This window comes from Streptomyces sp. NPDC058674 (genome assembly GCF_042716505.1).
Classification (GTDB): domain Bacteria; phylum Actinomycetota; class Actinomycetes; order Streptomycetales; family Streptomycetaceae; genus Streptomyces.
Genome location: NZ_JBHXSC010000016.1, coordinates 70,682 through 91,524, shown reverse-complemented (window position 1 = coordinate 91,524; position 20,843 = coordinate 70,682). Strand labels below are relative to the sequence as shown.

At 75.0% G+C, this 20,843-nt stretch carries 17 protein-coding genes; 9 read left to right on the top strand and 8 right to left on the bottom strand.

What is annotated here, in order from left to right:
* The first annotated feature begins 79 nt into the window (after window positions 1-79).
* Window positions 80-2,557 (top strand): right-handed parallel beta-helix repeat-containing protein, encoded by a 2,478-nt coding sequence (locus ACFWU6_RS11520; protein ID WP_383980553.1) that lies wholly within the window; start codon window positions 80-82, stop codon window positions 2,555-2,557.
* Here the strand turns inward: ACFWU6_RS11520 and ACFWU6_RS11515 are convergent.
* Window positions 2,499-4,970: a hypothetical protein gene (locus ACFWU6_RS11515; RefSeq protein ID WP_383980587.1), complete on the bottom strand. Its 2,472-nt coding sequence runs from the start codon at window positions 4,968-4,970 to the stop codon at window positions 2,499-2,501. The genes ACFWU6_RS11520 and ACFWU6_RS11515 overlap by 59 nt on opposite strands.
* A gap of 281 nt (window positions 4,971-5,251) precedes the next feature.
* Between ACFWU6_RS11515 and ACFWU6_RS11510 the strand changes: the two genes are divergently transcribed.
* Window positions 5,252-5,740 carry an SRPBCC family protein gene (locus ACFWU6_RS11510; protein ID WP_383801662.1) on the top strand — a complete coding sequence of 163 codons (489 nt, stop codon included), beginning with the start codon at window positions 5,252-5,254 and terminating at the stop codon, window positions 5,738-5,740.
* A 53-nt stretch (window positions 5,741-5,793) separates the two neighbouring features.
* Here ACFWU6_RS11510 and ACFWU6_RS11505 read toward each other — a convergent pair whose 3' ends face one another.
* Complete coding sequence (locus ACFWU6_RS11505; RefSeq protein ID WP_383980551.1) at window positions 5,794-6,921, bottom strand: PLP-dependent cysteine synthase family protein; 1,128 nt, start codon at window positions 6,919-6,921, stop codon at window positions 5,794-5,796.
* A 210-nt stretch (window positions 6,922-7,131) separates the two neighbouring features.
* Here ACFWU6_RS11505 and ACFWU6_RS11500 point away from each other — a divergent pair, with 210 nt between their 5' ends.
* Entirely contained in the window at window positions 7,132-7,680 is a 549-nt protein-coding gene (locus ACFWU6_RS11500) for an ATP-binding protein (RefSeq protein ID WP_383801667.1), read from the top strand.
* 159 nt (window positions 7,681-7,839) lie between these two features.
* Here the strand turns inward: ACFWU6_RS11500 and ACFWU6_RS11495 are convergent, their stop codons facing one another.
* Window positions 7,840-9,093, bottom strand: a complete 1,254-nt coding sequence (locus tag ACFWU6_RS11495) for an ROK family protein (protein ID WP_383801670.1) — start codon at window positions 9,091-9,093, stop codon at window positions 7,840-7,842.
* 44 nt (window positions 9,094-9,137) lie between these two features.
* The gene (locus ACFWU6_RS11490; protein WP_383801673.1) at window positions 9,138-9,791 is read right to left on the bottom strand and encodes an alpha-ketoglutarate-dependent dioxygenase AlkB family protein; all 654 of its coding nucleotides are present in this window, start codon (window positions 9,789-9,791) and stop codon (window positions 9,138-9,140) included.
* Window positions 9,792-9,829: 38 nt separating this feature from the next.
* Between ACFWU6_RS11490 and ACFWU6_RS11485 the strand changes: the two genes are divergently transcribed.
* Both ACFWU6_RS11485 and ACFWU6_RS11480 read left to right on the top strand, forming a co-directional pair.
* Window positions 9,830-10,573 carry a maleylpyruvate isomerase family mycothiol-dependent enzyme gene (locus ACFWU6_RS11485; protein ID WP_383801676.1) on the top strand — a complete coding sequence of 248 codons (744 nt, stop codon included), beginning with the start codon at window positions 9,830-9,832 and terminating at the stop codon, window positions 10,571-10,573.
* An 80-nt stretch (window positions 10,574-10,653) separates the two neighbouring features.
* A complete protein-coding gene (locus ACFWU6_RS11480) occupies window positions 10,654-10,905 on the top strand; it encodes a DUF6332 family protein (protein ID WP_383801679.1) in 252 nt (83 codons plus the stop codon).
* Window positions 10,906-10,954: 49 nt separating this feature from the next.
* Here ACFWU6_RS11480 and ACFWU6_RS11475 read toward each other — a convergent pair whose 3' ends face one another.
* Together ACFWU6_RS11475 and ACFWU6_RS11470 are read right to left on the bottom strand one after the other, a co-directional pair.
* Window positions 10,955-12,016, bottom strand: a complete 1,062-nt coding sequence (locus ACFWU6_RS11475) for a spherulation-specific family 4 protein (protein WP_383801682.1) — start codon at window positions 12,014-12,016, stop codon at window positions 10,955-10,957.
* 171 nt (window positions 12,017-12,187) lie between these two features.
* Window positions 12,188-12,886: a TetR/AcrR family transcriptional regulator gene (locus ACFWU6_RS11470; protein ID WP_383980549.1), complete on the bottom strand. Its 699-nt coding sequence runs from the start codon at window positions 12,884-12,886 to the stop codon at window positions 12,188-12,190.
* A 156-nt stretch (window positions 12,887-13,042) separates the two neighbouring features.
* On the opposite strand from ACFWU6_RS11470, the gene ACFWU6_RS11465 reads away from it, so the two are divergent.
* A complete protein-coding gene (locus ACFWU6_RS11465) occupies window positions 13,043-13,501 on the top strand; it encodes a deazaflavin-dependent nitroreductase (protein ID WP_383980547.1) in 459 nt (152 codons plus the stop codon).
* An 893-nt stretch (window positions 13,502-14,394) separates the two neighbouring features.
* On the opposite strand, the gene ACFWU6_RS11460 is transcribed toward ACFWU6_RS11465, so the two are convergent.
* Window positions 14,395-15,591, bottom strand: coding sequence for a geranylgeranyl reductase family protein (locus tag ACFWU6_RS11460; RefSeq protein WP_383801785.1), 1,197 nt, complete (start codon window positions 15,589-15,591; stop codon window positions 14,395-14,397).
* A 490-nt stretch (window positions 15,592-16,081) separates the two neighbouring features.
* On the opposite strand from ACFWU6_RS11460, the gene ACFWU6_RS11455 reads away from it, so the two are divergent.
* Window positions 16,082-17,446 (top strand): dipeptidase, encoded by a 1,365-nt coding sequence (locus tag ACFWU6_RS11455; protein WP_383980545.1) that lies wholly within the window; start codon window positions 16,082-16,084, stop codon window positions 17,444-17,446.
* A 194-nt stretch (window positions 17,447-17,640) separates the two neighbouring features.
* The gene (locus tag ACFWU6_RS11450; RefSeq protein ID WP_383801693.1) at window positions 17,641-18,339 is read left to right on the top strand and encodes an MBL fold metallo-hydrolase; all 699 of its coding nucleotides are present in this window, start codon (window positions 17,641-17,643) and stop codon (window positions 18,337-18,339) included.
* Window positions 18,340-18,540: 201 nt separating this feature from the next.
* On the opposite strand, the gene ACFWU6_RS11445 is transcribed toward ACFWU6_RS11450, so the two are convergent.
* Window positions 18,541-19,596 (bottom strand): NUDIX domain-containing protein, encoded by a 1,056-nt coding sequence (locus ACFWU6_RS11445; protein WP_383980543.1) that lies wholly within the window; start codon window positions 19,594-19,596, stop codon window positions 18,541-18,543.
* Window positions 19,597-19,766: 170 nt separating this feature from the next.
* On the opposite strand from ACFWU6_RS11445, the gene ACFWU6_RS11440 reads away from it, so the two are divergent.
* On the top strand, window positions 19,767-20,753 hold the full coding sequence (locus ACFWU6_RS11440) for a LacI family DNA-binding transcriptional regulator (RefSeq protein WP_383801787.1): 987 nt from the start codon (window positions 19,767-19,769) through the stop codon (window positions 20,751-20,753).
* Window positions 20,754-20,843 lie beyond the last annotated feature (90 nt).

Genomic DNA, 20,843 nt, shown 5'->3' with positions numbered 1-20,843 from the left:
GAGTTGGGCAGCTTCATCGACTTCAGTGGCTTCGGTCGCATCGGCAGCGCTAGTACGAGGGTGGGGGCACGACAGCACCATGGCTCAGGGCACGGTCCAGGTGACGCACGGCGGGGCTTCGCGGTGGCGGCGCCGCTCCGGTGAGTATTCGACCCTGACGGCCGCACTGGCCGTCGCGGGCGACGGGGACGTGCTGTCCATCTCCCCCGGCACCTACCGGGAGAACCTGGTGCTGGAGCACGCCGTGACCCTGCGCGGCCCCGAGGGCGGCCTGGGATCGGTGCGGATCGCCCCGCCCGACGGGGTGGCGCTGACCGTGCGCGCCTCGGCGGTCGTCCAGGACCTGCACCTGGAGGGCCAGGACCGGGCGGCCCCCGCGCTGCTCGTCGAGGACGGCGCCCCCGAGCTGACCGACCTGCGCGTGAGCACGCGCTCGGCGGCCGGCATCGAGGTGCGCGGCAGCGGGGCCCGGCCCCTGGTGCGCCGGTGCACCGTGGAGAATCCGACCGGGGTCGGGATCGCCGTCCTGGACGGCGGCGGCGGGGTGTTCGAGGAGTGCGAGGTGGTGGCCGCCGGGCAGAGCGGGATCTCGGTCCGCAGCGGTGGCCGTCCCCGGCTGGAGCGCTGCCGGATCCACCACGCCGCGGGCGCGGGGATCGGGGTCACCGGCGAGGGTTCGGGGCTGGAGGCGCTGGGCTGCGAGGTGTACGAGATCAAGGGCGCCGGCGTGCAGATCGCCAGCCGGGCCACGGCCCGGCTCACGGACTGCGCGGTGCACCGGACTTCGGCCGACGGGGTGACCCTGGACACGGACGCGGTCCTCACCCTCGCCGGCTGCGACATCCACGACATCCCGGAGAACGCGGTGGACCTGCGGTCCCGGTCGGTGCTCACCCTCAGCCGGACCACCGTGCGCCGTTTCGGCCGCAACGGCCTGTCGGTGTGGGACCCGGGGACCCGGGTCGATGCCGAGTCCTGCGAGATCCACGACAGCACGGGGGACTACCCGGCGGTGTGGATCAGCGACGGGGCGGCGGTCTCCCTCGACTCCTGCCGGGTGCACGACGTGCCGGACGCCCTCTTCGTCCTCGACCGGGGCTCGCGTGTCGACGTGGTCGACAGCGATCTGTCCCAGGTGCGCAACACCGCCGTCTCGGTGAGCGACGGAGCCACCGCCCAGCTCGACGACTGCCGTATCCGGGAGGCCGCCACCGGCGCCTGGTTCCGTGACCACGGCAGCGGCGGCACCCTCGCCAACTGCACCATCGACGCGGTGCAGACCGGCGTCATCGTCACCAAGGGCGCCGATCCGACGCTGGAGCGGTGCACGGTCACCTCCCCCGCGGAGGCGGGCTACTACGTGTCGGCGGGCGGGCGCGGCACGTTCACGGCCTGCCGGGTGACGGGCAGCTCCGGCTTCGGCTTCCACGTCATCGACGGCTGCCGGACCACCCTGAAGGGCTGCCACACCGAGCGCTGCGCGCGCGGCGGGTACGAGTTCGCCGAGGACGGTCCGGCGGCCGAAGGGTGCACCAGCGACGAGCCGGGCCCGCGTCCGACGGCCCTGCCTCCGCCGGCCGGCGGTTCCACCGGGGCCCGGGCCGGCCGTACCACCGGGGCCGGCGCGGTGGCGGGGGTGGCGCAGGGCTCCGTTCCCGAGGCCGTGCCCGTGCCCGTGCCACGGCCCGCGGACCCGCCGCAGGAGACCGATGCCGGGGCGGCCCCCGCCCGGGATTCCGGCGAGGTGCTGGGGCAGCTCGACGCGCTGGTGGGCCTGGACAGCGTCAAGCGGGAGGTGCGGGCGCTCACGGACATGATCGAGGTGGGCCGGCGGCGGCAGCGGGCGGGGCTGAAGGCCGCCTCGGTCCGGCGGCACCTGGTCTTCACGGGCTCCCCCGGCACCGGCAAGACCACGGTCGCCCGGCTGTACGGGGAGATCCTCGCCTCCCTCGGCGTGCTGGAGCGCGGACATCTGGTCGAGGTGTCCCGGGTGGACCTCGTGGGCGAGCACATCGGGTCGACCGCGATCCGCACGCAGGAGGCCTTCGAACGGGCGCGCGGCGGGGTGCTCTTCATCGACGAGGCGTACGCGCTGGCGCCGGAGGACTCGGGCCGGGACTTCGGGCGCGAGGCCATCGACACGCTGGTGAAGCTGATGGAGGACCACCGGGACGCGGTGGTGGTGATCGTCGCCGGGTACACGGCGGAGATGGACCGCTTCCTGACGGTGAACCCGGGGGTTGCCTCGCGCTTCTCCCGCACCATCACCTTCGGCGACTACGGGCCCGAGGAGCTGCTGCGGATCGTGGAGCAGCAGGCGGAGGAGCACGAGTACCGGCTCGGTGAGGGCACGGCCGAGGCGCTGCTGGCCTACTTCACCGTGCTTCCCAAGGGCCCCGCCTTCGGCAACGGCCGCACCGCGCGCCAGACCTTCGAGTCGATGGTCGAGCGGCACGCGGGGCGGGTGGCGCAGCTGTCGGAGCCCAGTACGGACGAGCTCACCCTGCTGTTCCCGGCGGACCTGCCGGCGCTCCCGGTGCTTCCGGCATCCTGCTGAACCGTTGGACCGGCACCTCGGCCGGTGCGGCGGGCACCGCGGGTGAGGCGGGCACAGCGGGTGAGGCGGGCACGGCGCATGGGGGAGGTGCGGCGCAGGTGGCAGGTGCGGCGTGTGCGGTCTTCGGTGCCGCGTCGAGCCGGGTGAGCAGCGCGTCGCGTTCCGCGGCGAAGACGGGGTCGGCCTGGTAGTCGGAGTGTCCGAGGATCGGTGCGGGCAGAGGGTGGCGGGTGCTGCGGCCGTAGGCGAGCGGGTCGGTGAGCGGGCCGCGGTCCACGTCCGCCCCCGTTCCTGCCAGGACCGGGCCGCCGATGGGGTCGGTCGCCCGCCACAGGTTGCGCCAGCAGTCGACCTCCCGGTGCAGTGCGGTGAGCGGGCCGGGGCCGAAGTAGGCGGGGAACCAGCGGCCGTAGAGCCGGGCGAGCGGTGAACCGTAGGTGAGCAGGGCGACCCGGGCGCGCACCGGCGGCGGCAGTTGCCAGACCGCGGCGGCCGCGAGCACGCTGCCCTGGGAATGGCCGGAGATGACGAGGCGGCCCCCGGTGCGGACGGTCCAGCCGGTCATCCGCCAGGTCAGGTCGGGAACGGCGCGTTCGGCGTAGCACGGTGGCGCGAAGGGGTGTGCGGCGCGCGGCCAGAAGGTGCCGACGTCCCAGAGGATTCCTATGGTGCGGCGGGCCGCGGGGTCCCGGTAGGCGCGGCGGCCCCACGTCACGAAGAGGACGAAGCCGAAGCCGACCAGCCAGGACCCGGCGTCCTGGGCGGCTCGGGCCGCGGCCTCCAGGAGCGGGTGGGCGCCGCGGGCGGCCTCCCCCGGCACCTGTCCGCTGAGCCACGCCCCGGTCAGGGCGCCGGCGCCCAGCAGCAGGGTGATTCCCGAGACGGCCGCCACGAACCAGGGTGCGGAGTCGGTGAGCGCGGCGGCGGCCCGGGCTCCGGCGATCCGGCGGCTGCGGGACAGGTCCGGCGCCTCTCCCGGATACTCGCTCGCCACGCTCTCGGCGAGCAGGTGCCCGGTGCGAACCCCGCGTACGGCGAACCACCCGGCGAGCAGGGCCAGTACGAGGAGCAGCGGGGGCAGTACGGAGGCATGCCAGGTCAGCAGCACGGGCGGTCCGGGCAGGGGCGCCCCGGCCATGCCGGGGGTGGCGCCCCCGTCGAGCCAGTCGGCGACGCGTTGGGCGACCCCGCCGGACATCGCTCCGCCGAGCGCGCAGCCGAGCACGGCGACGGCGGGCCCGCCGAGGCCGTACAGGGCCGCCGCCGGGTCGGGGGCCGTGCGGTACAGGGAGGCGGCGACGGCGGCGAGGGCCAGCACGCAGGCGCCCTGACCCAGCATGAGCACGCCGAAGGCCTGATCCCCCGGGAGCCGTCCGGCGGAGGTCCAGCCGGGGCGCGACCAGGCGGCGTGGACGAGGGTGGCGGCGAGGAGGCAGAGCGCGGCGGAGGGCAGCAGGGTGACGGCGGCCCGGTCGGGGCGGTGGTCGGGCCGGGCCTCGGCGCGGCCCCGGCGGCAGACGACCCAGGCCACCGCGAGCGCTCCGGCGCCGAGGAGGGCCTGCAGCACCCAGCCCAGGATGTCGAGCGCGGAGCCGTCGGCGCGGCGGTCGTGGCCGGCGGTGGGCAGGGCCACGGCGGCGGTCACGGTCAGCAGCCCCGCGGCACAGTGCGCGGCGCGCAGTCGGGCGACGAACCGGCGCCCGTACCAGAATCCGGGGTGCCCGAGCGCGGGCCCGGTGCCCGGAGCGGTGTCCGGGTCGGCGGTGCCGGCCGGCGGCGGCTGGGACTCGTAGGCGCTCCAGGTGCGGTTCGACAGGAACCAGAGCAGCCCGGTCAGGGCGGCCGGTACGAGTGCGCCGAGTGCGAGGCGCCGTCCGGGCTGCCCCCACCAGCCGCCGGGCTCCAGGAATCCGAGCCAGGAGCGGCGTGCGGTGCACTGTCGGGAGCCCGCGCACTGCCAGGCGACCAGGTCGAGGGCGACCTCGCAGGCGGCCGCGATCAGCAGCACGGTCAGGCTGAGCGCGAGGACCCGTACGAGCACCCCGTACGCCCGGACCGCGCGCAGGGCGGTCCGGGTGGGGGCGGCGGAGGTGGCAGGCCGGGCCCAGTGGGCGAGGTTGGCCACCATGAAGGGCAGGAGCAGCAGCCACAGGGCGCGGGTGCCGTCGCCGGAGGTGAGCCGGGACCAGCAGTAGGCCTCGGGGACGGGCCGGCCGCCGTACCGCTCGGGGTGCGCTTCGGCGTCGGCGTCCTCGGTACGGCGGAACACCGCCGCGGTCGAGTCCCCGGAGATGCGCACGGTGCGCGGGTCGCCGAGCAGCTCGGCGGGTGGGGGGCCGGCGACCCCGTGGACGAGCAGTTCCAGATCGAGGGGCGGGGCCGGGGCCGACGGCACCGGCGAGGGTGGCGCCAGCGGTGACGGTGGCGGCAGCTGTGACGGCCATGGCGACGGCGAGGGCGGATCCGGCGCCGAGGACGGGCCGGTGGGCGGGGAGGGGGGTGCGGGGGTGTGCGGCACGGCGGCCTCCGCTCACGGACGCGGCGTGGATCGGTGCGGCTCCAGCATCCCGCCCGGGCCCGCGCGTGCCTAGTGTTCCGGTGTCCGTTCCCCCTCCCGGGCGCGGACATCTGACGACCGGCCAGCTATGGTGCTCGCACTCGCGTTCCGCACGTCACTCCGCAGGGGGTACCGCAATGGCTCGCCGACTCCGCCCCGTGGGGATGGACTTCACCGAGGACGCCCCGGTCCGGCTCGTCTTCACCGCCGGGACCGCGGCCTCGCCGGCCGTGGTGTACCGGGCGCTCGCCGAGGAAGTGACCGCCTGGCCGGCCTGGTTCAGGGCGGTGACCCTGGTCCGGCCGATCCGCGGTGGTGCGGGCCGGGAGGTCCGGCTGATGGGCGGGGTCCGCTTCCGGGAGACCGTCATGGCCGCCGATCCCGAACAGCGGTACGCCTACCGGGTCGACGAGACCAACCTCCCCGGGGTACGCGCCCTGCTGGAGGAGTGGCGGCTGACCCCGGCCGGCTCCGGCACCCTGATCCGCTGGACCTTCGCGGCCGACGGCCCGGCCCCGTTCCGCCTGGGCCTTGGCGCCGCCCGCCCCGGGCTGGGCCGTTCCTTCCGCTCGGCGGTGCGCGCCCTCGACGACCGCCTCACGGCCCGGCGGGCTTCGGAGCAGTAGGCGCCGTAGGGGGGCGGCCCGGGCGCGCCGCCGAAGCCGGGCCGGGCGGCCGCTCAGGCGGCGGGTTCGCGCCAGACGCCCGTCGTCAGCAGGGTGTCGATGGTCTTCGCGTACGGGGCGATGTCCAGTCCCTGCGCCGCCAGCCACGCGTCGGAGTAGTACTTGTCGAGGTAGCGGTCGCCCGGGTCGCAGAGCAGCGTGACCACGCTGCCCGTACGGCCCTCCGCCACCATCTCCGCGATGATCTTCAGGGCGCTGTACAGCCCGGTCCCCGTCGAACCGCCCGCCTTGCGTCCTATGGCCTGCTCCAGCGCCCGGCATCCGGCCACGCTCGCCGCGTCCGGGACCTTCATCATCCGGTCGATCGCGCCGGGCACGAAGCTCGGCTCCATGCGCGGGCGGCCGATGCCCTCGATGCGCGAGCCGCAGTCGCTGCTCGCGTGCGGGTCGTGCTCGGTCCAGCCGTCGAAGAAGCAGGAGTTCTCCGGGTCCGGCACGCAGATGCGGGTGTCGTGCTGCATGTAGTGCACGTAGCGGGCGATGGTCGCGGAGGTCCCGCCGGTGCCCGCGGTCGCGACGATCCAGGCGGGCTCGGGGAAACGTTCCAGCTGTAGCTGCTGGAACATCGATTCCGCGATGTTGTTGTTGCCGCGCCAGTCGGTGGCCCGCTCCGCGTAGGTGAACTGGTCCATGTAGTGCCCGCCCGTGCGGGCGGCGAGCTCCGCCGACTCCTCGTACATCTTCATCGGGTCGTCCACGAAGTGGCACTCGCCGCCGTGGAATTCGATGAGCCGGCACTTCTCCGGGCTCGTCGTGCGCGGCATGACGGCGATGAAGGGGACGCCGATGAGCTTGGCGAAGTACGCCTCGGAGACGGCGGTCGAGCCGGAGGAGGCCTCGATGACCGGGCGGCCGGGGTGGATCCAGCCGTTGCAGAGCGCGTAGAGGAAGAGCGAGCGCGCGAGGCGGTGCTTGAGCGAGCCGGTCGGGTGTGTCGACTCGTCCTTGAGGTAGAGGTCGATGCCCCACTCCTCGGGGAGCGGGAAGCGCAGGAGGTGGGTGTCCGCGGAGCGGTTGGCATCCGCCTGGACCTTGCGGACGGCCTCCTTCAACCAGGCCCGGTAGTCCGCGTCGCTGCGGTCGACGTCGATGGTCGTGGCGGTCGTGCCGGTGGTGCTCATGCGCCGTGCTCCTTCGGTGCGTCTGTGCGCGGGTTTTTCACCCCCTGCTTTCGCAATGTACCTCCCTCACCTGCACAAACAGTCACTTTGGGTTTCCATGCGAATCCCTTTCGATCGCGTTCGGTTGCACTGCGGCCTACCGTGGGTGACCCTGGTGGAGCATTACCGAGGGTGCAGCACCCGTAACACTCATGTCGGGGAGTCGCAGCCGTGATCAGTCATTCCCGCAGGCACTGCGTCGTCGAACTGCAGGCCTTGCCGTGCCGGATCGGCCAGATCCGCAGAATCGTTTCTGCGCAGTTGCGCCACTGGCAGCTCGATCCGCTCATCGACCGGGCTGCGCTCGGCGTGACGGAACTGCTCAGCAATGTCCACCGCCACGCACAGCCCGACAAGACCTGCACGGTCGAGATCGAGCTCCGCCTGGGGCGCCTCACGGTGTCGGTCATCGACAGCGATCCGCGCCTCCCGGTGCTCCGGGAGGCGCGGGCGGAAGCGCTGGAGACGTGCGGGCGCGGGCTCGCGCTCGTGGAGGCCGTCAGCGAGGCCTGGGGCGCGCGCAGCCGGGACAACGGGTCGGGCAAGGTGGTGTGGTTCTCCCTCAGGGCGGCCCCCGCACCGGCGTCGCCGCCGCGCGCGGTGCGGATCGCGGCCAAGCCGGTACGAGAACCCGCCCGGGCGGCGGTCGTCGCCGTGGACCGGGAGGCCGTTCCGACCGCCGTGCCGGTGGCGGCATCGGCCGGCATCAGGCCCGGCTGACGCCCACCCGGCCCGTCGGGCCCGGCCGGAGAGACGGACGCCCGGCCGTCAGCGCCCGACCCGGGCAGACCGCAGGTCCGCCCGCACAGCCCGGTCCCGAACGGCGCCCGGCACCCCGCACCCGGCGCCCCGCGCCGACCGCGCGGGCCAGCCGTACGTCTAGGCCGCCGCGCCCAAGGCGCCCAGCGGGTCGTCCAGGACCGGCTGCCATGCCAGCTCGGCCGCGCCCACCAGGCTGTTGTGGTCCAGGGTGCACGGCAGGATCGGCACGCCCCCGCTGCGTCCCCACAGGCTGCGGTCCGCCACCACCGCGCGCAGTCGCTCCGGGTCGGCGTGCAGCAGTTCCCGGTGGAGTCCGCCCAGGATGATCCGGTCCGGGTTCAGGATGTTCACCAGGCCCGCGAGGCCCAGCCCCAGCCGGTCGATGAGCTCCTCGGCGGCGGCCCGGACCGCCGGCTCCGCGTACTTCTCGCGCAGCAGCTCGCGGGCCTGTGCCAGCAGCGACACCTCGGGGCCGGCGGGGCGTCCGGCCGCCGTCAGGAACGCCAACGGGTCCGCCTCCACGTCCAGGCAGCCCCGGCCGCCGCAGTGGCAGGGGCGCCCCTCCGGGTTCACGGTGAGGTGGCCGACCTCCAGGGCGAGGCCCGAACTCCCGCTGTGCAGGCGGCCGTCCAGTACGAGGGCCCCGCCGACCCCGCGGTGCCCGGTCGCCACGCAGAGCAGGTGCTGCGCGCTGCGCCCCGCACCGTGACGGTGCTCGGCCAGTGCCGCGAGGTTGACGTCGTTGCCGGTGAGGGCCGGGCCGTCGATCCCGGCGGCCTTCACGCACTCCGCGAAGATGGCCCGGACGGGGGACCCGGCGGGCCAGGCCAGGTGGAGCGGGTTCAGTGCCGTGCCCTCCGGCTCGGCGACCGCCGAGGGGACGGCGAGTCCCGCGCCCACGCAGCGGCGGGCGGTCTCCGCCAGCAGCTCGGCCCCTGCGCGCACCACGGCGCCGAGCACCTGCGCCGGGTCCGCGGAGACGGTGACCTTGCCGGGGGCGGTGGCCACGATCCGCCCGCCCAGGCCGACCAGCGCGGCCCGGAAGCCGTCCGAGTGCACCTGGGCCGCCAGGGCCACGGGGCCGTCCTCGGCCACGGACAGCCGGTGCGAGGGCCGCCCCTGGGTCCCGCCCGCCCCGCCGGGGCGGGAGTCCACGCGGATCAGCCCGAGGGCCTCCAGCTCGGCGGCCACCGCTCCGGCCGTGGCGCGCGTGACGCCGAGCTCGGCCGTCAGGACCGCGCGGGTCGGGGCGCGGCCGGTGTGGACGAGCTCCAGCGCCGGGCCGAGCGCGCCACGGCCCCGCTCCAGCCTGGCCCGCGTGGACACCGTGGTCACATCCCCCACCCGCGGCGGGGCCCCGTTGCCGTTCATGACAGCGATCCTCGCATGATCGGCGGGTGCCGCACTCCCCGCGCTCACGCGAGCCCGCTGACGCGGAGCGTGATGTTGAGCCGCCCGGAGAGCCCCAGCGCTGGTGGGCCCGTACCCGGCAGGACCTTCGGCACCCCGTGGTAGGCCAGACGGCTCGAATCCCCGAAGACGAACAGATCACCGCTGCGCAGCTCGACGTCCCGGTACGGCCGGCCGCGCGTGGCAGTGTTCCCGAAGCGGAAGACGCAGGTGTCGCCGAGGCTCAGGGAGACCACCGGCGCCCCGGAGCGCTCCTCGGCGTCCCGGTGCATGCCCATGCGGGAGTCCCCGTCGTAGAAGTTGACCAGTGCGATGTCGTACGCCTCCCCGGGGGCCCGGGCTTCGCCGTACGCGGCGGCGACCGCCTCACGCCCGAGCTCCGCGAGCCATCCGGGCATCGGCTTGACCGGCGCCCCGTCGCCGTCGACGGCGGTGCGGGCGTACCCGTACGGATACCAGTGCAGCCCCAGGCACACCTGCCGGGCGGTCATCGTCCCGCCGCCGGGGGTGCGGACGGTCCGCAGGCCGGCCGGCGGCCGGGCCCACCGGCGGCAGGCCGACAGCAACTCCCGCTGCCGCACGGCCCCGAGCCAGTCCGGGACGTGCACGGCGCCGGGGGCGATCACGGTCCGCTCGCGCGGGAAGAGTTCCCCGTCCATGCCCCCATTGTCGCGGGTCCGCTGCGAGACTCCCCCGTATGGACATCGATGCGTACGTGAAGGCGCTCGGGCGGGACGGAACACTGCTCGCCGAGCTGGGGCGCAGGGCCGGTACGGACGCTCCCGTGCCCACCTGCGGCGGGTGGCGGATCGCCGACCTGCTGCGGCACACCGGGGCCGTACACCGCTGGGCGGCCGGCTTCGTCGGCGGGGCGCGGCCGGAGCCGGAGCCGATACCGGACCCGCCGGAACTGGTCGGCGACGAGCTCCTCCGCTGGTTCCGCGAGGGACACGAGACTCTGGTGCGGACCCTCGCGGAGGCCCCGGCCGACGTGCAGTGCTGGACGTTCCTGCCGACGGAGGCTCCCTCGCCGCTGGCCTTCTGGGCACGGCGGCAGGCCCATGAGACGGCCGTGCACCGGATGGACGCCGAGGCCGCGCTCGGGGTCGCGTTCTCGGCGGTGGAGCCGCGGTTCGCGGAGGACGGGGTGGACGAGCTGCTGCGCGGCTTCCACGCGCGGGCCCGCAGCCGGGTCCGGACGCCGGAGCCCCGGGTGCTGCGGGTACGGGCCGTCGACACCGGCGCCGTGTGGACCGTACACCTGTCGCGGGAGCCGGCCCGCACCGTGCGGGAGGCCGCGGACGGGGAGGCCGACTGCGAGCTTTCGGGCGAGGCGGCCTGGCTCTACGCGGCGCTGTGGAACCGGCTTCCGCTCGCGGGCCCCGGGGTCACCGGCGACATGGAGCTGGCCCGGCTGTGGAGCCAGACGTCCGGGATCTGAGGCCCGGGTCGGCGACGGCGGCCGAGGGCCGGCGGCGAGGCCTTCTTGTGACCGGCCGCACACGCTGTGAGACTGCGGGGATGGAGCGACGTACGCAGGCGGACCGGGACGCGATCACCATCGAGATCGGCTACGCCTTCGTCAGCGCCTGCTTCGCGGCGGCCCTCGCCTTCGGCGCGGTGTACGGAGCGGCTGCGGCGCTCTCCCTGTCCCCCGCGGCGCACCGGGCCCTGACCCTGGCGGGCGCGGTCGTGGCGGGCGGGGTCTTCGTCCTCCAGGTGACCCGGGTCCTGTGGCGCTTCACCCGGCATCCGGAGAACGAAGGCGGCTAGGTCGGTCGCCCGGTTCGGACCGTGCCGGTCCGGCACGGTCCGACGGGGCCTAGCCGAGGGTGGCGGCGTACGCGGTCTGGGCGCGGTACTTCCAGGCCGGGCCCGCGTTCCAGGGGTTCGGCATCACCGTGCCGGTCGCGTACGCGTAGCCGGCGCCGCGGTCGAAGGCGGTGCGCAGCGTGGCGCGCATCGCCTCGGCGTCGGGGACACCGTGCACCAGGTGCCAGAACGCCGTCCCGCTCGGGTCGAGTTCGGTGCCGGCCCGGTATCCGCTGAGGTGGTTGAAGACATTGCCGCCGAGCCAGCCGCCGGCGTTGTAGGCGGCGTGGGTGTCCTCGTACGTGACGAAGACGTCCGCGGTGCGGCGGCCCGGCTCCAGGTAGCAGTCGGCGATGGCCGTCCCGGGGTTGTTCACCACGAGGTCCGGGGCGGCCGGGTCGGCCGCGTCCATGACCTCCTGGACGTAGCGGCGGAGTTCCGCGTAGTGGTCGCGGGTGGCGTTCCCCGGGCCGCACTCTCGGCTGACGACGTCGAAGAAGATGCCGTCGACGTGGAGCCGTCCGTCGGGGGTCTTGAGGTAGTTGTCCACGGAGGCCTTGACGGCGGCGGCGCTGCGGCTCCCGTGGTCGGTGTGGACGTAGCCGAGCACCTTGGTCTTCTCGCCGGTCGCGGTGGTGCCGCCGCGCAGGGCGTCGGCACGGGTCTGCCAGGGGCCGTCGAACGGGGAGTCGCCGTTGCCCGGGTTGAGCACCACGACGGAGGCCGCCGGTCCGGTGGCGGTGAGGTCGGCCAGCATCGGATCGTTCGCCCAGACGTACGCGGGGACCGCGATCTCCAGGCCGCGCACACCGGGCGCTCGCGGGGCGGGCGGTGCGGCGGGGGCCGGGGCGGGTTCGACGGCCGGGACCCCCGTCCTCGCCCCTGCCTCGGCCTTTGCCTCGGCCTCGGCCCTCGTCTTGGCCTCGGTCTTCGCCCTGGCCTGGCCCTGGATCTCGGCCGCCGCCGGTCGCACCGGGCGCAAGGGCTGCGCCGACGCCGTGACGGCCGGTGCCGGCGCGGCGAGCAAGAGCGTGGCCAGCACGGCGTAGAGGACCTTCACGGCGCGGGGCATGACGGTTCCTCCGGCGGCGGGCGTGGGGGTGCGACCCGAGGAACACTAGACGGACGGCCCTTCGTTCAAGGCTGGACCGCCTGCATTCGCATGAGGAACAGAAGAGCGACCTGTCGCCTCATCATGTGAATGTCCGTCGGGCGAAATCAGGGCCTCCCTGCCGACCGGACGTCATACGACGGTCAGCCCGACCCCGTGGGCGAGCTGGCCGGCCGCGTGCGCGAAGAAGGCGGCACGGTCCTCCACCACCCGGTTGAACTGCCCGAACAGCTCGAAGGAGACGAGGCCCGCCAGGTGCGCCCAGGCGGCGACGAGCGCGGCCGTGACCTCGGGGGGCAGGCCCGGGGCGAAGTCGGCGCTCATCCGTTCGGCTTCGGCGCGCAGGTGTGCCGGCAGCGGGGGCAGGGCGAGACCGCGGCCCTCTTGAGCGGCGCGCAGGACGCCGATGAGGGCGTTGCCGAGCCGGGAGGCGGGGCCGACGGTGTCCACGGGGGCGCTGTAGCCGGGGACCGGGGAGCCGTAGATCAGGGCGTACTCGTGCGGGTGGACGAGCGCCCAGGCGCGGACGGCCTCGCAGATCGCGACCCAGCGGGCGTGGGGCCGGGCGCCGGCGGTGACGGCGCGGGAGTCGGCCTCCTCGGCGGCCGCGCCGAGGCTGTCGTAGGCGTCGATGATCAACGCGGTGAGCAGGTCGTCCCGGCTGGGGAAGTAGCGGTAGAGGGCGGAGGAGACCATGCCCAGCTCGCGGGCGACGGCGCGCAGGGAGAGTTTGGCGGCGCCCTCGGCGGCCAGCGTGCGGCGCGCCTCGCCCTTGATGGCTGCGGTGACCTCGATGCGAGCCCGTTCCCTGGCCCCTCGGACGGTGTTCATGCGGATCAGTGTGCCACGCGGTGGGAGCACCGCTCAAAAAACAGAACACCGATCCACTTCGAGAGCACTGCTCTTGTTTTGTCGCGGTCGCCCGTGCACACTGAGGGCAAGCGAGAGCAGTGCTCTCGTAACGCCGCACCGGCCCCGGAGGTCACTGTGAACGCGCCCACCCCGTACTACGTCCAGGCCGGTCGGTTGGCGACGCGCTTCAACGCGCTCTTCGGCAGGCTCGCCCGGTGGGGCGTCAGCGTGGCCGGTACCGCCGAGCTGTCGGTCCGCGGCCGCACGTCGGGCCGGATGCAGTGGATCCCGGTCAACCCGCACACGTTCGAGGGTGTCCCGTACCTGGTCTCGGCCCGCGGCCACTCCCAGTGGGTCCGCAACATGCGGGTCGCGGGCGGCGGGGAGCTGCGCGTGGGGCGCAGGGTGCGGTCCTTCACCGTCACCGAGATCACCGACCCGGTGCGGAAGGCGGCCGTGCTGCGCGCCTACCTGGAGAAGTGGGGCTGGGAGGTGAACCGGTTCTTCCAGGGCGTGACGGCGACGTCCTCCGACGCGGAGCTCCAGGCTGCCGCCGACGACCACCCGGTCTTCCGGATCAGCGTGCGGGGCTGACCCCCGGCGAGGGGGCACCCTGCGGACGCACCGCGGGTGTCGTGCGGGGGCGGCCCTGCGGGCGCGCAGGGCCTACACCCGCCCGGGCGGGAACGGCCCGGTCCCGGTCGGTGCCGTACGGCCGCTTCCGATGAGAAGGCGGGCTCGCACGCGCTCGGGCAGGTCCGGCAGGAACGGCCCACGCCTGGCCGCCCCGGTGGGTGCGCGGGCCTGCACCCGCCCGGGTAGGACCCTGCAGGGTCCTACCCGGGCCCGGCAGGCGCCGCACGGCCGTGCCCGCCGGGCAGGCACCGCCCGGGCCTGCCCGGCAAGACCCGGCATGGACGGCCCGGGCCGCCCCCGGCGGGTGCGCAGGTCTACACCCGGCCGGGCGGGCCCGCACCCGCCCGCACCCGCCGGCAGGCGCCGCACGGCCGCCCTCGTTGAGAGCACGGGCCCACACCCGCCCGGGCAGGACCCGGCAGGAGCGGCCCGGGCCGGGTGGGCGCCGCACGGCCGCCCCCGGTGGGGTGCGCAGGGCCGCACGCTCCCGGCCCCCGGGTCCCGCACGCACGTCGGCCCGAGCACGGTCCACGCCACCTCGGGCGCCCGGGCGGGGCGGGGTTCCGGGCCGGCGGTGGCAGGCGGACGGGTGGGTGCTGGGTCGGCCGTGGCCGGGCAGGCGGGGGGCGCGCCTGGTGGCCCGGCAGATGGACGCCCGGTGCGGGACCCGGTGACGTGGACGCCATGGCCATCGGCGCGGACAGGCGCCGCCGCCCGCTCCTCCCCCGGCCACCCGCCCCGCTCACCGTGTGCAGGTGGCTGCGCCGACGGTGGCCCGGCGGACGGGTGGCTGCGTCCGCGGTGGCCGGGGCCTGCGGGCGGGCGGGCGGCCTGGCGGCCGACGGCGGGCTCTACGAGGCCTCGCCGCCCCGGGCCGCCTGCTTCGCGTCCAGCGCGTGCAGCGCCCTGCGGGCCAGCGGGTACGTCCGTACGAGCTCGGCCAGGGTCGTCGACCCCCGCGTGATCCGGGCGAACGCCCGCCACGCCGGACGCAGTCCGGTGATCACCACGTGCAGCAGCCCCGGCTTGGACTCGAAGAGGGTCAGCATCCGCTTGCCGATGCCCATCTCCACGCCCAGTCCCGCCTTCACCGCGAAGGCGTAGTTGAGCGCCTGCCTGCGCGCGTCCACGGCGTCCTGGGCCTCGGCGATCTTCACTGCCCACTCCCCCGCCAGCCTGCCCGAGCGCAGTGCGAAGGAGATGCCCTCACGGGTCCACGGCTCCAGCAGCCCGGCCGCGTCGCCCGCCACGAGGACCCGGCCGCGGGACAGCGGCGATTCGGGCGTGCGGCAACGGGTCAGGTGCCCGGAGGAGACGGTCGGCTCGAAGCCGGCCAGACCCAGCCGGGCGATGAAGTCGTCCAGGTAGCGCTTGGTCGCCGCACCCTCGCCCTTGGCCGAGATGACCCCGACGGTCAGGGTGTCGTCCTTGGGGAAGACCCAGCCGTAACTGCCGGGCAGCGGACCCCAGTCGATCAGGACCCGCCCCTTCCAGTCCTCCGCGACCGACTCCGGCACGGGGATCTCCGCCTCCAGGCCCAGGTCCACCTGGTCCATCTCGACCCCGACGTGCGCGCCGATCCGGCTCGCGCTGCCGTCCGCACCGACGACCGCCCGCGCCAGGACGGTCTCCCCGTCGGCGAGCACCACGGCGACGGTGCGCCGGTCGGGCACGGCCGTCCCGTGCTGCTCGACGCGGGACACGGCCGTCCCCGTGCGGACGGTCGCCCCGGCCTTCTCCGCCTCGGCCACCAGACCGGCGTCGAATTCGGGGCGGTTGACGAGGCCGAAGAGCATCTGCTTGGAGCGCCGCGTCCGGGTCAGCTTCCCGTTCATCGAGAAGGTGACCGCGTGGATGCGGTCCTTGAAGGGGATCGCGAAGCCCGGCGGCAGGGCGTCCCGCGAAGGGCCGATGATGCCGCCGCCGCAGGTCTTGTAGCGGGGCAGTTCGGCCTTCTCCAGCAGCAGGACGCGGCGCCCCGCGGTCGCCGCCGCGTACGCGGCTGAGGAACCGGCCGGGCCGGCTCCGACCACGACCACGTCCCACACCTCGTCCGCCCCGGCGGCCCCGCCGGTCTCCCCGGCCTCGGCCGCTCCCGCCGTCTCCTCGGCCGCGGGCCCGGACAGGTCGTCGGCCGCGTCCCCGGACAGGTCGTCGGCCGCGTCCCCGGACGTGTCGTCGGCCGTGTCCCCGGACGGGTCCTCAGCCGGTTCCCCGGCCGTGTCCCCAAGGGCTTGCTCGGCCGCCCCGGGCTCCCCCGGCGCCCCGTCGCCCGCCCCCCGCGCGGCCCGTCCTGCGTGTGCGTCTGCGCCTGGGCCTGCGCCCGCGCCTGCGTCGCGTACGTCGTCGCTGCTCACGATGTGCTGCCGCTCCTGATCACCCGGTTGCTCCGATGCCGGTGAAATCCTACGGCGAGAGTCGGCCGCGCCCTGCTGTGCGAGGATCGGGACTGCCTTTCGCCGTATCCGGCATACGCACACCACGCGGATGCGGGCGGCGTACACGGATACCAACGTCGCACCCAAAAGGAGCGTGCCCATGTCCCAGAATCCGATCGCCGAGACCGTCGCCTCGTTGATGCCCCGCGCCAAGCAGGAGCTGACCGAGCTGGTGGCCTTCCAGTCGGTGGCGGACTGGGCGCAGTTTCCCAAGAGCGAGAGCGAGGCCGCCGCCAACTGGGTCGCCGACGCACTGCGCGTCGAGGGCTTCCAGGACGTGGCACTGCTCGACACCCCCGACGGCACGCAGTCCGTGTACGGCTTCCTGCCCGGCCCCGAGGGCGCACCCACGGTGCTGCTGTACGCGCACTACGACGTGCAGCCCCCGCTGGACGACGCCGCCTGGATCTCCCCGGCCTTCGAGCTGACCGAGCGCGACGGCCGCTGGTACGGGCGCGGCTCGGCCGACTGCAAGGGCGGCTTCATCATGCACCTGCTGGCGCTGCGCGCCCTGAAGGCCAACGGCGGAGTGCCCGTGGGCGTGAAGGTGATCGTCGAGGGCTCGGAGGAACAGGGCACCGGCGGTCTCCAGCAGTACGCCGAGGCCCACCCGGAGCTGCTGGCCGCCGACGCCGTCGTCATCGGCGACGCGGGCAACTTCCGGCTCGGCCTGCCGACGGTGACGGCCACCCTGCGCGGGATGACCCTGCTGAAGGTGAAGGTCGACACGCTCGGCGGCAACCTGCACTCCGGCATGTTCGGCGGCGCCGCCCCTGACGCGCTGGCCGCTCTGATCCGGGTGCTCGACTCGCTGCGGGCGGCGGACGGTTCGACCACCGTGGACGGGCTGGCCTCGGACGCGGTGTGGGAGGGCCTGCAGTACCCGGAGGAGGACTTCCGCGCCGACGCGCGGGTGCTGGACGGGGTCGGTCTCATCGGCGAGGGCACCGTCGCGGACCGGCTGTGGGCGCGCCCGGCGGTGACCGTGCTGGGCATCGACTGCCCGCCGGTGGTCGGTGCGACGCCGTCGGTGCACGCGAGCGCGGGCGCGCTGATCAGCCTGCGGGTGCCGCCGGGCGTGGACACTCCCGAGGCGATCAAGCTCCTGGAGGCGCACATCGTGGCGCACACCCCGTGGCAGGCGCGCGTGGAGCTCGAGGTCGTCGGCCAGGGCCAGCCGTTCCGGGCGGACACCGGCAGCCCGGCGTACGCGTCGATGGCCGCGGCCCTGCGGACGGCCTACCCGGGTCAGGAGATGCAGATCGCCGGCATGGGCGGGTCGATTCCCCTGTGCAACACGCTGACGTCCCTGTACCCGCAGGCGGAGATGCTCCTGATCGGGCTGAGCGAGCCCGAGGCGCAGATCCACGCGGTCAACGAGAGCGTGTCACCGCAGGAGTTGGAGCGCCTGTCGGTGGCGGAGGCCCTCTTCCTCGTCAACTACGCGGAGTCCAGGCGCGCCTGACGCCCCGCACCGGTCGACGTCCGACCGGACCGGAGCCGCCCGACCCGCCCGGACCGCGACCGCCCCGCCGGGTCCACGACCGTCCGGACCGTCCGCTCCGTTCCGTGTGCCCGGGGCGCCCGTGCGCTCCGGGCGTACTCCGCTTCGGGCGAACCCGGGGGCTCGGGGCGGGCGGAGCTGCGTACGTTCGCGGTATGGACCTCGTCGAAGTGCTACCGAACCGGCTCCACATGCTCCGCTTCCCGATCGGCCAGGCCTACCTCTGGCAGGACGGCGAAGCGCTCACCCTGATCGACGCGGGCAACGTCCGCTCCGCTGCCGAGATCGAGGGGGCCGTACGCTCGCTGGGGCGTTCCCCCGAGCGCCTGGAGCGGATCGTCCTGACACACTGCCACCGCGACCACGTCGGCGCGGCCGGTGAGCTGGCCGCCCGATGGGGCGCCCGGGTACTGGTGCACCGCCTGGACGCGCCGGTGGTCCGCGGTGAAGCGCCGGTACCCGAGCCGGCGCTGCTGGACTGGGAGATCCCGTTGTACGCGCACGGCCTGACGGTCCCCGAGGCCCCGCCCACGCCGGTGGACGTGGAGTTGGAGGACGGGGACGCGCTGGGCTTCGGGGACGGGGCGTACGTCGTGCACGCCCCGGGCCACACGGACGGCAGCATCGGCGTCCACCTGCCGCGCCACGGGGTGCTGTTCGCGGGCGACTGCGTCGCCGCCGTGGGCCAGGTGATGCTGGGCGTCTTCAACGTGGACCGCGCCGCGGCGATCCGCTCCTTCGGACGGCTGGCCGCGCTCTCGCCGCGGGTCGCCTGCTTCGGCCACGGCGACCCCCTGACGGTGGACACCGCGGCCGCTCTGGCAAAGGCCGCCTCCGGCACTCCCGCTGCCTGACCCCACCCGCCGGACAGGCCGGCCCGGGCCACGGCCACCCGGACCGCCCCCGCCACACACGCCTATCCGCGCACGGCCACCCGGGCCACGGCCACCCGGACCGGCTCCCGGCCGGGCCCGCCCGGACCCGGACCCGCGCCCCCGCTCACACCCGACCGGGAGCGCCCCCGCTGCTCACGCCCGGCCGGGAGCCCCACCGCGTCACCCGACCGGGACGCCCGCCTCCAGGTACAGGGGGCGGCCGCGTTCCCGGGCGCGCAGGGCCCAGCGCAGGCGTTCGTGGCGGTGCGGCGGGAGCATGTCGGCCGCCTCGTCCTCCGTGGCGAACCGCCAGGCGCGCAGCTCCGGTCCGGGGAGCCGGAGCCGGGCCCCGGCCCCGGCCGGGAGGCGGCCGCCGTCGAAGAGCAGCCGCAGCCCGCCGTACCCGGGCGGGTGCGGCCGCTCCCAGTCCACGACGAGGAGCCCCGGGGGCCGCTCCAGTACGAGCCCCAGCTCCTCGGCGACCTCCCGTACGCCGGCGCGGGCCGGCGCTTCGCCCGCCTCGACGACTCCGCCCGGGAACTCCCAGCCCGCCTTGTACGTCGGGTCCACCAGCAGCACCCGGTCCTGCTCGTCGAAGAGCAGCACCCCGGCGGCCACCGTCTCGCGGGTGGGGTCCGGGGTCTGGACGATGTCGCAGACCGGGGCGGCCTCGGTGCGGACGGCTTCGGCGATCCGCTCGGCGCTCTGGCGGGCGCTCAGGGCCCCGTTGTCGAGGACGTGGGCGTCCGCGGTCAGCCAGCCCAGGGCCTGCCGGTAGGCGGGGATGTGGTCGTACGCCCACTGGCGGACCCTCAGGTCCACGTCCTGCTGCGCCCCGGGCTCCTCCCGGGTGGCGATCCGGTGCCGCAGGATCGTTTCCGCTGGGGCGAGCAGCACGTGCCGCACCGGAATCCGGCGTGCCGCCAGACCTCCGAAGATCTCGTCGCGGTACTCCTGCCGCAGCAGCGTCATCGGGACGACGAGCACCCCGCCCACCTCGCCGAGCACCGCCGCGGCGGTGTCCACCACCAGCCGCCGCCAACTGGGCAGGTCCTGGTAGTCGGAGACCTCCGCCAGGCGTTTGCGGGGCAGCAGCACACGGAGGGCGTCCCCGACGAACTCCGGGTCGAACAGGGTGCTGTCCGGGAGGATTCCGGTCAGTTCGCGGGCCGTGCTGGTCTTTCCGGCACCGAATGTGCCGTTGATCCAGACAATCACGTCTACCCCTCTCCCCATGGCTCGTCCGGAGCCCCCAGAGGCTTGCCCGCACCACCCTGCCACGGAAACCTCACTCTCGGCCGACTGCTTATCCTCAAGGCCAGAGCCCGTCCGATACCGCCGGAGGTTTCCCCACCGTGCCCCACAGCCGCCACTCGACCGAGCCCCGCTACGGCAACCGGCCGACCATGAAGGACGTGGCGGCCCGGGCGGGCGTGGGCCTGAAGACGGTGTCCCGCGTGGTCAACGGCGAGGCGGGCGTCACCCCCGACACCGAGAAGCGCGTCCACGAGGCCATCGAGGCGCTCGGATTCCGCCGCAACGACAGCGCGCGGGTCCTGCGCAAGGGCCGGACGGCCACCGTGGGCCTGGTCCTGGAGGATCTCGCGGACCCGTTCTACGGTCCGCTGAACCGGGCGGTGGAGGAGGTGGCCCGCGCGCACGGCGCACTGCTCATCAACGGCTCCAGCGCCGAGGACCCGCAGCGGGAAAGGGAGTTGGCGCTCGCGCTGTGCGCCCGCCGGGTGGACGGGCTGATCGTGATCCCGGCCGGGGACGACCACCGCTACCTGGAGCCGGAGATGCGCGCCGGGGTGGCCACGGTCTTCGTGGACCGGCCCGCCGGGCGGATCGAGGCCGATGTCGTCCTCTCGGACAGCTTCGGCGGCGCCCGGGACGGGGTCGCCCACCTGATCGCCTCGGGCCACCGCCGGATCGGCTTCATCGGCGACCACCCGCACATCCACACCGCCACCGAGCGGCTGCGCGGGTACCGCCGGGCCATGGAGGCCGCGGGGCTGCCGGTGGCCGGATCCTGGGTGTCGCTCGGCTCCACGGCCCCGGACCGGGTGACGGCCACCGCACGGGCGATGCTCTCCGGCCCCGCGCCGGTGACCGCGTTCTTCGCCGGGAACAACCGGGTGACGGTGACGCTCGTACGGGTGCTGGCCGCCGGCGCCCGTCCGGTGGCGCTGGTCGGCTTCGACGACTTCGAGCTCGCCGACCTGCTGCGCCCCGGCATCACGGTGGTGGCCCAGGACGCCGCGGCCCTGGGCCGGGTGGCGACGGACCGCCTCTTCCGACGCCTGTCGGGCGCGCTCCTGCCCCCGGCCCGCATCGAACTCCCCACCCGGCTCGTCCCCCGCGGCTCGGGCGAGATCGCCCCCGCGGACTGACGTGCGCCGACACCGGGCGGCGCGACGCCCCGCCGGGGCCCCGCCGGCCTCGCGGGGAGGTCGCGGACGAGAACACGTTCGTCCCGGGCC

Excerpts from the sequence above, each read along its gene's own strand:
- ACFWU6_RS11520 (WP_383980553.1), top strand. The coding sequence starts at position 80 with ATGGCTCAGGGCACGGTCCAGGTGACGCACGGCGGGGCTTCGCGGTGG.
- ACFWU6_RS11510 (WP_383801662.1), top strand. The coding sequence starts at position 5,252 with ATGGCTCGCCGACTCCGCCCCGTGGGGATGGACTTCACCGAGGACGCC.
- ACFWU6_RS11505 (WP_383980551.1), bottom strand. The coding sequence starts at position 6,921 with ATGAGCACCACCGGCACGACCGCCACGACCATCGACGTCGACCGCAGC.
- ACFWU6_RS11495 (WP_383801670.1), bottom strand. The coding sequence starts at position 9,093 with ATGAACGGCAACGGGGCCCCGCCGCGGGTGGGGGATGTGACCACGGTG.
- ACFWU6_RS11490 (WP_383801673.1), bottom strand. The coding sequence starts at position 9,791 with ATGGACGGGGAACTCTTCCCGCGCGAGCGGACCGTGATCGCCCCCGGC.
- ACFWU6_RS11485 (WP_383801676.1), top strand. The coding sequence starts at position 9,830 with ATGGACATCGATGCGTACGTGAAGGCGCTCGGGCGGGACGGAACACTG.
- ACFWU6_RS11480 (WP_383801679.1), top strand. The coding sequence starts at position 10,654 with ATGGAGCGACGTACGCAGGCGGACCGGGACGCGATCACCATCGAGATC.
- ACFWU6_RS11475 (WP_383801682.1), bottom strand. The coding sequence starts at position 12,016 with ATGCCCCGCGCCGTGAAGGTCCTCTACGCCGTGCTGGCCACGCTCTTG.
- ACFWU6_RS11470 (WP_383980549.1), bottom strand. The coding sequence starts at position 12,886 with ATGAACACCGTCCGAGGGGCCAGGGAACGGGCTCGCATCGAGGTCACC.
- ACFWU6_RS11455 (WP_383980545.1), top strand. The coding sequence starts at position 16,082 with ATGTCCCAGAATCCGATCGCCGAGACCGTCGCCTCGTTGATGCCCCGC.
- ACFWU6_RS11450 (WP_383801693.1), top strand. The coding sequence starts at position 17,641 with ATGGACCTCGTCGAAGTGCTACCGAACCGGCTCCACATGCTCCGCTTC.
- ACFWU6_RS11445 (WP_383980543.1), bottom strand. The coding sequence starts at position 19,596 with ATGGGGAGAGGGGTAGACGTGATTGTCTGGATCAACGGCACATTCGGT.
- ACFWU6_RS11440 (WP_383801787.1), top strand. The coding sequence starts at position 19,767 with ATGAAGGACGTGGCGGCCCGGGCGGGCGTGGGCCTGAAGACGGTGTCC.